Here is a 14,934-nt window from a genome sequence, read left to right as displayed (position 1 = left end):
TAGTCAATCAGACTCGCTGGTTCAGGCATCAGTTTCAGCTAGCCAATCCGAATCACTGGTTCAAGAGTCCGTTTCGGTAAGTGAATCGGATTCATTGGCTCAAGAATCGATCTCAGCTAGCCAATCAGAGTCGTTGGTACAAGCCTCCGTTTCTGCAAGTCAATCAGAGTCTTTGATTCAAGCTTCGGTTTCTGCAAGTCGGTCAGAGTCATTGATTCAGGCATCGGTATCAGCGAGTCAATCCGATTCCTTGATTAAAGAATCAGTTTCTTCAAGCCAATCCGATTCGCTGGTTCAAGAGTCGATTTCAGCCAGCCAATCCGATTCGCTGGTTCAAGCATCTGTATCTGCCAGTCAATCAGACTCGCTGGTTCAGGCATCAGTTTCAGCTAGCCAATCCGAATCACTGGTTCAAGAGTCCGTTTCGGTAAGTGAATCGGATTCATTGGCTCAAGAATCGATCTCAGCTAGCCAATCAGAGTCGTTGGTACAAGCCTCCGTTTCCGCAAGTCAATCTGATTCCTTGGTACAAGAGTCCGTTTCAGCGAGTCAATCCGATTCCTTGGTTCAAGAATCAGTTTCTTCAAGCCAATCGGAGTCGCTGGTTCAAGAGTCGATTTCAGCGAGTCAATCAGAGTCATTGATTAAAGAATCTGTATCAGCGAGTCAATCCGACTCACAATCAAAAGCAGCATCAGCATCTAAGAGTGAGTCTGAAAAAGCCTCGAAATCTGTTTCGTTGAGTCAGTCGGTATCCTTATCTAATTTAGTATCTAGATCAATTTCTGTGTCTCAATCGCAGTCAACATCGGCGGTTGGATCGGAGGAAGTGGTTTCTCAACTGATTTCCTTGTCGCAATCTATTTCGATGAGCGAAAAGCTGTCTGAATCTGTTTCAATGAGTCAATCCGAATCCTTGGTTCAAGCATCCGTTTCTGCAAGTCAATCAGACTCACTGGTACAAGCGTCGATTTCAGCGAGCCAGTCAGAGTCACAAGTTCAAGCTTCAGTTTCGGCAAGCCAGTCTGAATCGTTGATTCAAGAATCGATTTTGGCGAATCAATCCGAATCCTTGGTTCAAGCTTCGATTTCTTCAAGTCAATCAGATTCGTTAGTTCAAGCTTCTGCCTCAACAAGCGAATCAGCTTCAACTTCTCATGTCGTAGCTGCATCGCAGGTTTCAGAGTCTGGATCGTTCTCGCGATCAGTTTCAGAGAGTCTATCTGCTTCACAATGGGCATCTCATTCAGAATCTCTAGCGTCAGCCTCGCTATCGAAGTCTGACTCCTATAGCCAATCAACTTTTTCTGCAAGTGAATCTACTTCAACGTCCATGCCAGTGTCTGAGTTTCCTTTGACGAGTGTCTCAGAATCTATGAGCGCATCATCGACAGAGAGTCAATCCCTATCGCATGAAGCTTCTGAATGGATCAGTGTGTCTTATGCGTCAAGTTTCTCTGCTATGACCAGTCCTTCGGAGTCTGTCGTGTCTTCATCAAGAACCTCTCACTCAGAATCTCCATCAGATGCAAGCTCGCTAAGTGCGACGCATTCTTCAGGACCTGCTCTTCCAGAGACAGGAGCCCATCCTTCAAGTAATATCCTTGCTACGGTAGTTTCCATTCTTCTGTCTGGATTAGCCCTTTTAGGAATCCGGAAAAAAGATGGCAAATAGAACCTTAAAAGACCGGAATGAACCGGTCTTTTATTGATCTAGAATGTCTAAGAAGTTGTGAAATATGTTATAATGAATGAGGAAGTTTTCGTTGAAGGGTATGAAAAAGGTTGCTTTGTGAAAGCTCAGTTTGCCTTCATATCTTCAGGAAATATGGGACAAAAAAAGAAGAGTCAGAGGAAAGAGATGAAAATCCATTTTACAAATTTATTCGGGCAGTCTTCTCAGAGCGTGGCCCTGATGGCCCAAAACGATATCATGAATGTCGTTCGCGAGCTTGGGGTCAATGAATTAGGGATCTACTTTTATGATCATAGCAATGAACCAGCTAGTGAATTGAACTCGCGAATGGATGGGATTTTAGCAGGCGTTGCTTTTGGGGATATCGTTTTCGTTCAATCGCCTTCTTGGAATGGGATTGAGTGGGACCGCCGTTTGGTTGATAAGTTAAAACTCCTTCAAACCAAGTTGGTCATGTTTATCCACGATGTCCCACCGCTTATGTTTGAGAGTAATTATTACCTGATGCCCAACTATATCGACATGTACAATCAGAGTGATCTGGTCGTTGTTCCATCAGAGCAAATGTACCATCGTCTAGTATCAGAAGGGCTTACAGTTAAAAAATATGTGGTACAAAAGTTGTGGGATTTGACCCACAGTTTGGATCTCTATACCCCGCAATTTGAGAAAAAACTGATCTTCTCAGGAAATCCTTCGCGTTTCCCTCATATCATCGATTGGAAATATGATACACCCCTTCATGTCTATACTGAACCAGTTGAAGGAGTTGATTATTCCAAGGTCCATATTGAAGGCTGGCGAACCAAGCAAGAATTGCTTTTGGAGCTTTCTAAGGGTGGTTTTGGGCTGGTCTGGGGAAATTCAGAGAACCCCGAGGATGAGCGAGATTACTACAAAGAAAATATTTCCTACAAATTATCGACTTACTTATCTGCAGGTCTTCCAGTAGTGGTGCCAGACTATTTGTCAAATGCAGGCTATATTCGAGAAAAAGGGCTTGGCTTTGTAGCATCCAGTCTTGAAGAAGCCAATCGTTTGGTTCAAAACTGCACAGAGGAAGCGTATGCCCAAATGGTCCAAAAAGCTCACTATACTTCTTATTTGATCCGCAATGGCTATTTTACAAAAAAATTATTCGTCGATACCATCATGGCCTTGGATGAATAACATTCAATGAACAATCCTTTAGATAAACATCTGAAGGATTTTTTGTTGAATACAGTACCAAATGGGGAATTTGAAATATTATCAAATATTAGTGACAAATGAGTTTGGAAACGTCGCAAATTATGGTAAAATAAGTTGAGATAAAATGCTCTAAAGGCACATATTAAAAGGCTATTCCCCAGGTGGAAGAGTCAAAATGAGTAAGAGAAAGTTTAAAAGAAATGTTAAAACGATCTGAAGTAGGAAAGAGATTTTGTTGGACGATATTTTTCGTCTTTATTTATGTTTTGGGAAGTAAAATTTCCTTGCCTTTTGTTGACTTATCAAAGGCCTTGAGACTCAATGAGGGAACGACAACCGGTTTACAGCTCTCAAGTGCTGTGATGGGGGGGAACCTCCGTGGAATGTCGATCTTTTCGATCGGTCTATCCCCGTGGATGTCTTCCATGATTTTGTGGCGGATGTTTACCGTTTCAAAACGCTTTAACCTCGAAAAAACCAGTTCGGAAATTGTGGAGCGGCGAAAGATGTACGTGACCTTGGCACTCGCCATTGTCCAGTCCTTGGCAGTGGCCATGTATCTCCCCTTGAAGACAGGGTTGAACTCCGGACTTGTCATTGCGGTCAATACCATGATTATGGTAGCCGGAGCCTTCTTTCTAGTTTGGCTCTCAGATCTAAATGCCGCTTTGGGGCTTGGAAGTTCTGTTGTGATCATGATGGCTGGGATGGTTATGTACCTGCCAGAAGATGTGATGCAGACCCTTTCAAGTGTCAATAATATCCCAGAGATCGCTTATGTTCTGGGCGTGATTTTTATCTTGATTTTTGTCTATGTGGCAGTCTTGGTGGAATATTCCAAGTACCAGATTCCTGTCAATAAATTAGGGATCCACAACAACTTGAAAAGTTATACTTTTTTGGATATCAAGCTCAACCCAGCAGGAGGGATGCCCTTTATGTACGCCATGACCTTGGTGTCCATTCCTCAGTATGCCATGCTCTTGATCTTGTCTATGGATTCCAATGCTAAGTGGGCTGCTCGTTTAGCCAAACACTTGGTGATGGGAGATCCGATTTGGATCCTTCTTTACATTCTGATGATCGCCCTTCTCTCTTTTGCTTTCGCCTTTGTTAATGTGAACGGAGAAGAAATTGCAGATAAGATGATGAAGGCTTCCGAGTATATCGATCATGTCTATCCTGGAGCAGATACACGTCGCTATATCAATAAAATTGTGCTACGCTTGACGGTTTTTGGAACCTTGTATCTGATCCTCTTCACGGCGCTTCCTTTTTCTCTCTTGTTATGGGATAAGGATCTCTTGCGCTTGACCATGATTCCAGGAACCTTCCTCATGTTTGTCGGGATGATTTACAATATCCGAGAAGAAATTCGTGCCCTTCGTGTGAATCAACGTTATACAAGAATATTCTAGGAGTAACCATGTATTATTTTGTACCAGCCTGGTATGGAACGGACCGCATCTGGCAGCAAACAGCTACCCCTTGGTACTGGATGCGAGAGTCTATTGAATTTGACGATACCATTAATCAAGTTCGTATTTTTCAAGAAGCAGAAATGGATCGGATCTTATTGTTGCCTCAATATAGTCCACAACTGCGCTATTTTTTACACCGCCAAGATTTGTTAGAGACAGATGTCCTTTCGATTTTTGATAAGATCCAACAGGTTCCGTCTAGTTTGGCGATGCGCCCAGTTCAGCTTCAGGACATCGAATGGCCGAGTGAGACCACTTTTTCCTATACTCCCTTTTTGGTGATGGCATTTCGAAAGGGCCACCACCTAGCAAAAATTGATATGGGAGTGGATGGAAACATTCTCTCTTTGACCCGTTATAAGAATGACGAGATCAGCTACATCGAGTACTTAGATGATCGTGGCTTTATCTCTAGTAGAATCTACTACAATGAGGGAAAACCCTATTTCCAAGAGTATCTGAGTTTTGATGGGCAATGGGTTTTGAGAGAGATGTTGATCGAAGAGAACCACTCCGTCATGGTTAATGAAGCTTTCTTTCATGCCTTCAAAAAAGAAAGCTATGCCAATATGGGAGACGTTGTCGCTGAAAAAATGAAGGAGCAGCTAGCAACCTTGGTTCCAGGACGAGATCAGTTGGTTTTGGCAGCTCATCCAGCAAATTTGGCTTTTTTACAAGATACAGCAAGTAGTGTCAAGAAAGTCTTGTCCTTCTATGGAGATCGTCAGCCCTTATCTGCTGAAAACTTTGCCCTCTATTTTGATATGATTGATGCCCAGCTCTTGATTACAGATAGTGAAAAAACCAAAAAAGCGATTGGGGGCTTTTCCCCTAGCCTGGCTCAAAAGACACACCGGATTACCTCTTTTGACTCCCGCCTCCGTTTGGGCTCTAGTCAGGAGCGCAAGGAATCCAAGATTTACTTTTATGTCAACGAAGCCGAGCTTCCAAGTAAGAGCCAACTCAAGAAGGTTCTGGAAATTTTAGCGCAACATCCCTTATTTGAAGTTGTTTTTGCATTTTACAATGGATCACCGGAGCGTGTTAAGGAATTAGAAGGGCAACTCGAGGAATTGATCGCTAGCGAGCAGGACTTGCATCTGGTTCAATCACCAGCCCAAATGGAAGGGCTTGGGGAAAACCAGATTATTGATGAAGAGTCCCTACAAGACGCACCAGACTACCGTTTTATAGTTAAGAATTTTTCAAATGAAAATGACATTATTCAAGAGTTGGAAAAAACCCGCTTGATCGTAGATTTAAGCGAGGAACCCAACCTCTACACGCAAATCGCGGGTATCTCTGCTGGGATTCCTCAGGTCAACCGCGTCCAGACAGAATATGTCGATCATTTGAAAAATGGCTATGTCTTATCAAAGGGAGACAAGGAATTAGAGAAGGCGATTACTCACTTTTTGTTGGAATTGAAGCCTTGGAACGAAGCCTTGGTCTACTCGATCGAAAAAATTCAAGAATACACTGGTCAACGCTTGATCGAGAAATGGGAAGGATGGATGAAAGAACGTCATGGATAAAAAACTACAAATACCCCATATTCTCCAAATCGGCTCAAGCAGCTGGCAGGATCAGGTGGAGCTTCCTGCTGGACTAGGCTGGCACTTTTTTCAAGCTACCGCTCTTCCATCGCTCAAAGAATATATGGAAGAAGAGGAAATCTCCAAATTCAAAGCCTTGATTCTAGAAAAGCCAGAAGATTTATTAGCTTTAGGAGAAGACCTAGCTTATTTTCAGCCGTATACCGTTTTTTATGATGAAAGCCATGAACTAGAGGCGCCTTCTGAAGAATTGGCCCACCTCTTAAGGCTTAAACAAGCAAGACCCTGGGATTTCTCAAGCAAGCATCAATTTCTCTATGTCTTAGAGCGCTTTTTATACGACAATCAATATGGAGATGCCTTTACGGTTCGTGACCTGCGAGTGAGACCGGATTTTGCTGGCCAGCAAACGGTGCTGGGGCAACATTTTCTGAAGCTAGATGGATCATACGGTGAAGAGTTTACACCGATTGCTCAGTGGGTCTACAACTACGTGTATGATGCTAGCCGTCCCATCAATTTTTGGTTGGAATATGAAAAAGATCCAAGCTGTCAGCTGCAATTGCGGATTCAATTTTACCGCTTTGGTGCTCTGGGAGAGTGGGTCAAAGATGCAGTCTTTTCAGAAGAAGAGATGGAGCAACCCTTAGAATTGGATGGAGCAGAGCCTTATTACCTAGCCTTTTCGCTGGAAGCAAAAGGAGAAGGGACGCTTACGATCGGAGCCCTACATAAGCGCTTGTCACATGGACCTTTAGGAGAGATGACCGTAGGAGCTAAGACGCTACGGGACCACAAACGCCAAGAAATTTTTGCTTATTTCCATCCTGGCGATATGAAGTCCCCTTTAAACATTTACTTTTCTGGGTATCGTCCAGCCGAAGGTTTTGAAGGGTTTGGGATGATGCGTGCGATGGGTAGTCCCTTTATTCTCTTTTCTGACCCAAGACTGGAAGGTGGATCCTTTTATATGGGATCAGAAGAATTAGAAAATCAAATCACAGCCTTTATTGATCAGCACTTGGACTTGCTCGGCTTTGAGCCCAAAGATATGAATTTCTCAGGCTTGTCCATGGGGACCTTTGGTGCCCTTTACTATGGTGCTCTTTATTCTCCTCATGCGATCTTGGTTGGAAAACCCATTGTCAACCTGGGGGATGTCGCTGCCAATCTGAAATTTAAACGTCCAGATGAGTTTGGAACGTCTCTAGACATGATGCAGTTGATCATTGGGCAAGTGTCACAAGAAGGGATCGGCCAGCTCAATCAACGTTTCTGGGACCGGTTTGAAAAAGCGGACTTTAAGGATACCATTTTAGCCCTTGCCTATATGCGGGATGATGACTACGACCAGCAGGCCTATCCAGATATTTTAGAAGCCTTGTATGAATTACCGGTTCGTATTATCAGTACCAGCCGCGCTGGTCGACACAATGATGCGAGTGGTCCGATCATTGAGTGGTTTGTGACCCAGTACAAAGAAATCATGGAAAGAGACTTTGGAAGAAACCAATGATAAAAATAAAAGAAAATGAAAGCAGACGAATCTACTGGGGCGATACTGTTCTAGCAGATTATCTTTGGGGGTCGACCATTCAGGTGACTGCCCAAGGAAGCGTTCAGTTTCAGAACCCCCTCATGCCATCTGGTCAAGTGCTGAAAACTTGGCATTCGCAGACAAATTTTGGCGCAACTCGTCAAATTCCTAGTCTGCCCCTGCTCAAAAGAGAGCAAGATTATGAATTGGTTATCACGATGGAAGCGACTCCTGCTCATACCGTTATGGTAGAAATCGTCTTCAAAGATCGCTTTGGAGAGGTCGTTGGCCGTCGAGTAACCGCAGAAGGTCGCTTGCCGTTTACCTATCCAGATCAAGCATACGCCTATGAAGTACGCTTGCTCAGTGCAGGTTTGCAAGAGTTTACCTTCCACTATTTCACGATTCAACCAATATCGTCTGAGGGAGCAGAAGTTCTCGAATAGACGAACATCACTGCAAAAAAAGAGGATTACATTGGATTACGTTAAATTAAGAAACATCAAAAAAATCTTAAAAGAAGTCAATAGCTGGAAGGATGACATGGCCCGCTTGACGGATCGACAACTACAGGAGAAGACTGTGGAATTTCGGGAACGTCTAGCTAAGGGTGAGACCTTGGATGATCTCTTACCGGAAGCATTTGCGGTTGCGCGGGAAGCCGATAAACGGGTCTTGGGTATGTTTCCTTATGACGTGCAAGTCATGGGAGGAATTGTCCTCCACCAAGGCAATGTCGCTGAAATGAATACCGGTGAAGGAAAGACCTTGACGGCAACTATGCCAGTTTATCTCAATGCCTTAGAGGGCAAAGGGGTCATGGTTATTACGACCAATACCTATCTGGCAACTCGGGATGCAGAAGAGATGGGACAGGTCTACCGCTTTTTGGGCTTGACTGTCGGCGTTCCTTTAAAACAATCTGAAGACGAAGAATTAGATCCAGAAGTCAAACGGGAGATTTACCGGTCAGATGTCATTTACACGACCAATACTAGTCTGGGCTTTGACTATTTAACAGAGAACTTGACGGCTTCGGCAGATGGCCAGTTTTTAGCTGACTTCAATTACGCCATTGTCGATGAGATTGATTCGGTGCTTCTAGATAGTGCCCAGACTCCCTTGATTATTTCTGGTTCTCCTCGGGTTCAGTCCAACCTTTATGGGATTATTGATACCCTGATCCAAACCTTCAAAGAAGGGGAAGACTTCAAGTTTGATGAAGAAAAGAAACGAGTTTGGTTGACTCGAAAAGGAGCTCATGCAGCAGAAGCTTTTCTTGCTATTCCCAACCTCTATGATCCCCAATACCGTGATTTGGTTCGCCATATCAGCTTAGCACTGCAGGCCAATAAAAACTTTATTAAGGATAAGGACTATGTCATCCATCCCAATGTTGAAGGGCAACCGGAGATTGTCTTACTAGACCAGGCGACGGGTCGCTTGATGGAAATGACGCGCTTGCAAGGAGGACTCCACCAGGCGATTGAAGCTAAAGAGGGTCTCAAGCTGACCCAAGAAACACGGGCCATGGCTTCTATTACTTACCAAAACCTCTTTAAGATGTTTCGGAAGTTGGGAGGCATGACCGGGACTGGGAAGGTCGCTGAGGCAGAGTTTCTTGATACCTATGCCATGTCAGTGATCAAGATCCCAACCAATCGCAAGAAGATCCGCAAGGATTTGCCGGATGAAATCTATCAGACCTTGCCGGAGAAAATCGTGGCTTCCCTGGATTATGTGAAGAAGGTCCACGAAAAGGGCAATCCAATTCTGGTCTTTGCTGGATCCGTTGAGATGTCGATTCTTTATTCGAATCTTCTTTTGCGGGAAGGGATTCCTCACAATCTTCTCAATGCTAACAATGCTCCTCGAGAGGCCCAGATCATTAAGGAGTCTGGTCGAAAAGGTGCTGTGACGGTTGCGACCTCAATGGCCGGTCGGGGAACCGATATCAAGTTGGGACCAGGAGTCGCTGAGTTAGGTGGCTTGGTGGTTGTCGGAACTGAGCGGATGATGAACCAGCGGATTGACCTTCAAATTCGGGGACGTTCAGGTCGCCAAGGAGATCCCGGTTTGACCAAGTTCTTCGTCTCATTGGAAGACGATTTGATGAAAAACTGGGGGCCAGACTGGATCCAGGATACCTATCAAGACTATGATGTGGATGAGCGGATTGGTTCAGCTAAAGCTCTGACCAAGCGCAAGTATAGAAACTTGGTGGAACGGGCTCAAAATGCTAGTGAAAGTTCTGGTCAGGCCAGTCGTCGGATGACGCTAGAATTTGCGGAAAGCATGAACATTCAGCGTGCCATCGTCTACGAAGAGCGCGACCGCTTGATCAAACAAGAAGGTCGCTTGGACGACATCGTTGAAAAAGTTCTTCGTTCCGTCTTTTCAAGCGTAGCCCATAAAAAAGAATACAAGGAACCGGTAGCTTTTTATCGCTATATGTTAGACAATGTGAGCTACCAAGTAGATCCGGAAAAGGCCCACCAAACCTTCCGTAGCAAGAAAACCAAAGAGAATTTCTTATGGGAGATTGCTAAAAGCGAGTTGGAAGCTAAGTATGAGATCTTAGGCACCGATGAGGTGATCGCCCAATTCCAGCGCATGGCCATCCTAAAAGCTATCGATGAAAACTGGGTCGAGCAGGTAGACTATCTGCAACAATTGCGCATGGCACTCTCTGGTCAGTACACCAGTCAGAAAAACCCTTTGGTAGAATTTTTCCAAGAAGCCTACCAATCCTTTGAACGAATGAAAGAGGCGGCCAAAGAACAAATGGTCCGCAATCTCTTACTAAGTCGAGTAGAAATCAATAAAAAAGGGGAAATTGTCTTGCATTTCCCATAAAAGAGGACATTATGACAGTATACAATATCAACCTTGGAATCGGTTGGGCCAGCAGTGGTGTTGAGTATGCCCAGGCCTACCGTGCCCAGTTGTTACGCAATATCCATCAACCAGCCAAGTTTGTTTTTATGGATATGATCTTAGCCGATAATATCCAGCATTTAACAGAAAATATCGGTTTTAAAAATGATGAAATCATCTGGCTCTATAGCCATTTTACAGATATAAAAATTGCGCCAACGACCTATACCATTGATCAGGTCTTATCAGGTTTTGCCGGAAAACCGACTCGGGAAGAAGTCGACGGCAAGATCAAGCGCTTCTTTTATGAGGACCAGGACAATTTTTTGACCTGCTACCTGCGCGAAGAAAACAGTCCTTATGTCGAACGCTGCGAGTACGTGTCTAGAGGGATTTTGGTGAGAAAGGATTATTTCTCCTATACCCGCTATTGTACAGAGTACTTTATTCCTAAGAACAATCAAGCCAACTTGATTGAGCGCCGCTTTTACAATGAAGACGGGACGGTTGCCTACAGCATGCAGATGGCGGATGGCCGCGAAATCTATCGTTTCCCAGATCGCTATCTAGTTGGTCGCCAAGAATTGATCCGCTACTTCATGCAAACCCTTCAATTGACCAAACAAGATCTGGTGATTTTGGATCGGGAAACCAATATCGGTCAGCCTATCTTTGAAGAAGCGCAAAAAGCCCGCCTGGGTGTGGTCGTCCATGCAGAGCACTTCAGTGCCAATAATGTTGACGATCAGTATATCCTGTGGAACAACTACTACGAGTACCAATTTACCAATGCTGACAAGGTGGACTTCTTTATTGTTGCGACCGACCGTCAAAAAGAAATCTTAGCCGAGCAGTTTGCCAAATACACCAACCATCAGCCAGCCATCTATACCATTCCAGTTGGGAGTCTTGCAAGCTTGCCACAAAACGAAAATCGCACCCCATTTTCTATGATTACTGCCTCTCGTTTGGCGACAGAAAAGCATATTGACTGGTTAGTGCGAGCAGTGGTTCGCGCCAAAAAAGAATTGCCAGAACTGTCTTTTGATATCTATGGAAAAGGTGGAGAAGAAGGCAAGCTGCGTTCTCTGATTGATGAATTGGGGGCGGCAGACTATATCCATCTCAAAGGGCATGCCAATCTAGAGGAAATTTATAAGAATTATGAGGTTTACCTGTCAGCATCGACCAGTGAAGGCTTTGGGTTGACCTTGATGGAGGCGATTGGTTCGGGTCTACCGATTATCGGTTTTGACGTTCCTTATGGCAATCAGACCTTTGTCACAGAAGGTAAAAATGGCTATCTCATTCCGCCTTCAGCAGATCAAGTGGTCGACCAGATCGCTTCTGCCTTTGCGGAGAAAATCATCCAGCTATACAAAAAAGATGATCTAGCCAGCATGCGTCAAGCATCTTATGCGCGTGCAGAAGACTTTTTGACCAGCCGAGTAGAAGAAGCTTGGGCACAATTGATAGAAGAGGTGACACATGCTGAACGTATTTGATAGTTATTCTCGTGAAAGCCAAGACCTGCTCCACTCCATGAAAGAGTCTGGCTTTGACCACCCGACCGTTGTTTTGGAGCCAAATGGTTTCTTACCAGACGGTGTCGAGTCTCCCTTTATCTATTTCTTAGGACAAGCAAAAGGGGAGAAGCGGGGACGCTACTTTAATGAAGTTCCAGTGCCTGATTTCTGGGAAGTTTCTGGGGATAACAGTTCGGGAAAAGTGACCTACTATGGTCAGGAAAAGGCTCGGATTGTTTACCATGCTGCTTCCTATAAACGCATCGTCGAGCGCTTAGAGTGGTTAGATGATAAGGGGCAAGTGGTCATGATTGAGCGCTTCGACCAATACGGTCGTAAGATCGCTGTAACGACTTGTGGTGATCAAGGTCAGCATTTGGTGACCACTTATTTTGAAGGGGATATCGAGCGTTTGACAGAGAATCACCAAACAGGGGATTTGATCTTAACCTTGGACCATCAACCTATGCAGATTTTCAAGAATCGCTTAGATTACTTTGTCTTTTATCTAGAGTATCGTGGTTTTGATCTAGATGGTTTGGTCTACAATACGCTGGCTACCTCCTTTAGCATTAGTCTCCAGCTAGGCAATAAAGGCATCAAAGGACGCGACGTCCTGGTGTGGCAAGAGCCTCTTCACGACAGCCTTCCGGGCAACATGCAGTTGATTCTAAAGAGCCCAGAAATCCGGACCAAGAAGATCTTGATTCCGCAAAACGCGACCTATCATCGCGCTTTGCAGTTGACCTCGCAAGATCAGCATAGCTATTTTGGACCCCTTGGCTACCTGTATGATTTCAAGGTGAAAGACGATATCCGTAAAGACGCCTTTGTTTTGACTAATTCGGATCAGATCGAAGCCTTGACCTACCTAGTAGAGAATTTGCCGAATGTGACCTTCCGTGTAGCAGCTTTAACGGAAATGTCTGCGAGTCTCTTGTCTATGGTCCGCTACCCAAATGTGGTCTTGTACCAAAATATCAGTCAAGAGCGGATCAAAGAGTTGCTTAAGGTCTCTAGTATTTATCTGGATATCAACCACTATGCAGAGGTGCAAGGTATTGTTCGCAAGGCCTTCGAACACCAGCAAGTCATCCTTACCTTTAGCCATACCCTGCATGACCGCCACTTCCTCGCACAAGCCAATATCTTTGATCAAGGAAAAGAAGCAGATATGGTGGCCCGTATCCAGGAAATCTACCAATCTGTGGATAGCTACAGAGAAGCCGTCGCACAACAAATTGCCCAATCAAGTAGCGTTGAGCCAGCTGTTTTCAAAGCTCGCTTGCAAGAAGGGATAGGTGGACACAGTGAGTGATCGTAAGAAAGATTTATTTTACAAAGAAGTAGAAGGACGGATGGAGTCTCTCAAACGCCGTCCTGCCGAAAAAGAAAAGACGACACGTTCTGAAAAGATCAATGTTACTTTTAATGTGATCATTGGTTTGGTGATTCTGCTGGGAGTTATTTTTACCCTCTTCAGAGTGTTAGGAGGATCCTAAGATGGAAATGGTATTTGCAATCGGGATCTCGATCTTATCCCTCGCTCTTGTGGTTCTGATCACCCTGCAGCCTCGCCAACAACAATCGCTTTCAACAGATGCGACCAGTAACCTAGGAAAACCAAGTTACTGGCGGTCCCACCGTGGACTCAAGCTAGCGACCCTTGTTGTTAGCATCGTCTTTCTCCTATCCTTATTTCTTTATATGATGGTCGTACAGGCCTAGTCTTTAATAGAATGGATAAAAAGAAGTTAGAATGTAGACAAACTATTTTAAATTAAAATAAGTTAAGCGATTCTGCAAAAAAACAAAAATGAGTTCCATTTTTAAAATCGATTCAAGAAAATACCGAAACTTTCCGCTGTGAGAAAAGTGCCTGAAACAATAACGTTTCAGGCACTCGGAATTATTGAGACCCTAGGCTCAATAATTAGTCATGGAACTTCGAAGAAGTTCGCTGACGTCCGTACTCACCTAAGGAAAGTTTTTATATGACTTTATCTTCAATCTGAACGAAGTTGGTATTCTCCAACTTCGTTTTTTGATGATGTTGCCTTTGTTTTTATGGTATACTGAAAGCGATAAAATGATTGGAGCTTCCGATGAAAAAGATCCCCTTAGTATTTTCAGGCTGTCTGTTAGGACTGGTTGGCGCTGGAAACCTTCTTGCAGACTCGCTACCCTTCCTTGCTCACGCCTTTAGTCTGACAGGTTTGTTCTTCTGGTTTTTCTTTGTCGTTTATCATGCGATTCGCTGGCAAGAAACCAAGATAGAATTCCAACAACCAGCCCTTTTATCTGGGATGGCGACTTTTCCCATGGCAGGGATGATTCTATCCACCTATCTTTTGCGCCTCTTTCCCGCCTTTGGAGGTCTATCACAGTTGGTCTGGTGGTCTGCCTTTCTCTTGGATCTGGGCTTAATTCTCTATTTTACCAAGACCCATGTCCTAGCGCGACCAAGAGCCAATGCCACTCCCAGTTGGACCGTTCTCTATGTGGGTATTGCAGTAGCAGCTTTGACCTATCCAGTTGTGGGAATCAGAGAGATTGCTTATCTCGCTTTAGTGATTGGTTTTGGTTTGACCTTTCTTCTTTATCCCCTTATCTATCATGATTTGAAGCAGTCACCCTTACCCAGTCATCTGTTGGGCCAAGAAGGCATCTATTGCGCTCCCTTTTCCCTTCTTTTAGCAGCCCTGGTTCGTGTGGGTGGAGCAAGCCTGCCTACCTGGTTCTTACTAATCATGGTGGTGGCCTCGCAAGGTTTTTATTTCTTTGTTTTGACGCGCCTACCGAAAATGATCAAAGAAGGTTTTCAACCTGCTTTTTCAGCCCTGACCTTTCCAACAGTCATCACAGCGACCTCTTTGAAAATGGCCCAAGGCTTGTTGCAACTGCCTTTCTTGACAGCTCTCGTATGGCTGGAAACTCTTCTTTGTCTCTTGATTTTAGTCGCTGTCTTAGGAGGTTATGTGGCTTATCTCAGGGAGTAGGAAGTCATCCTTTTTCATTGAAACCTTGTCACGATTATGGTAAGATGCACTATACGATTTGTCATACTTTA

Annotated in this window: 12 protein-coding genes; all 12 read left to right on the top strand. The window is 44.3% G+C overall.

Annotated features, from left to right (window positions below; all coding sequences use genetic code 11):
- Nucleotides 1–1,675: LPXTG cell wall anchor domain-containing protein (locus I2E70_RS04130; RefSeq protein WP_195423563.1), on the top strand; the 1,675-nt coding region annotated here is incomplete at its 5' end.
- 186 nt (nt 1,676–1,861) lie between these two features.
- Nucleotides 1,862–2,866: a sugar transferase gene (locus tag I2E70_RS04125; RefSeq protein ID WP_049474718.1), complete on the top strand. Its 1,005-nt coding sequence runs from the start codon at nt 1,862–1,864 to the stop codon at nt 2,864–2,866.
- A gap of 221 nt (nt 2,867–3,087) precedes the next feature.
- Nucleotides 3,088–4,305 carry an accessory Sec system protein translocase subunit SecY2 gene (secY2, locus tag I2E70_RS04120; protein WP_003008926.1) on the top strand — a complete coding sequence of 406 codons (1,218 nt, stop codon included), beginning with the start codon at nt 3,088–3,090 and terminating at the stop codon, nt 4,303–4,305.
- A gap of 8 nt (nt 4,306–4,313) precedes the next feature.
- Nucleotides 4,314–5,903 (top strand): accessory Sec system protein Asp1, encoded by a 1,590-nt coding sequence (gene asp1 / locus I2E70_RS04115; protein ID WP_195423561.1) that lies wholly within the window; start codon nt 4,314–4,316, stop codon nt 5,901–5,903.
- Nucleotides 5,896–7,440: an accessory Sec system protein Asp2 gene (gene asp2 / locus I2E70_RS04110; protein ID WP_195423559.1), complete on the top strand. Its 1,545-nt coding sequence runs from the start codon at nt 5,896–5,898 to the stop codon at nt 7,438–7,440. The genes asp1 and asp2 overlap by 8 nt, the downstream gene beginning before the upstream one ends.
- Entirely contained in the window at nt 7,437–7,907 is a 471-nt protein-coding gene (gene asp3 / locus I2E70_RS04105) for an accessory Sec system protein Asp3 (protein ID WP_024056283.1), read from the top strand. The genes asp2 and asp3 overlap by 4 nt, the downstream gene beginning before the upstream one ends.
- A gap of 25 nt (nt 7,908–7,932) precedes the next feature.
- Nucleotides 7,933–10,317, top strand: coding sequence for an accessory Sec system translocase SecA2 (secA2, locus tag I2E70_RS04100; protein WP_080934963.1), 2,385 nt, complete (start codon nt 7,933–7,935; stop codon nt 10,315–10,317).
- 11 nt (nt 10,318–10,328) lie between these two features.
- Entirely contained in the window at nt 10,329–11,843 is a 1,515-nt protein-coding gene (gene gtfA / locus I2E70_RS04095; RefSeq protein ID WP_195423557.1) for an accessory Sec system glycosyltransferase GtfA, read from the top strand.
- Complete coding sequence (gene gtfB, locus I2E70_RS04090) at nt 11,827–13,182, top strand: accessory Sec system glycosylation chaperone GtfB (RefSeq protein WP_195423555.1); 1,356 nt, start codon at nt 11,827–11,829, stop codon at nt 13,180–13,182. Before gtfA ends, gtfB begins: the two co-directional genes overlap by 17 nt.
- A complete protein-coding gene (gene asp4, locus I2E70_RS04085) occupies nt 13,175–13,366 on the top strand; it encodes an accessory Sec system protein Asp4 (protein WP_003003066.1) in 192 nt (63 codons plus the stop codon). Before gtfB ends, asp4 begins: the two co-directional genes overlap by 8 nt.
- Nucleotide 13,367: 1 nt before the next feature.
- A complete protein-coding gene (asp5, locus tag I2E70_RS04080) occupies nt 13,368–13,592 on the top strand; it encodes an accessory Sec system protein Asp5 (protein WP_003012425.1) in 225 nt (74 codons plus the stop codon).
- 377 nt (nt 13,593–13,969) lie between these two features.
- A complete protein-coding gene (locus tag I2E70_RS04075; protein WP_150906609.1) occupies nt 13,970–14,863 on the top strand; it encodes a TDT family transporter in 894 nt (297 codons plus the stop codon).
- Nucleotides 14,864–14,934: the final 71 nt, after the last annotated feature.

Source organism: Streptococcus parasanguinis (assembly GCF_015556095.1).
Taxonomy (GTDB): domain Bacteria; phylum Bacillota; class Bacilli; order Lactobacillales; family Streptococcaceae; genus Streptococcus; species Streptococcus parasanguinis_Q.
This window is presented reverse-complemented; position numbering and strand designations above follow the sequence as displayed.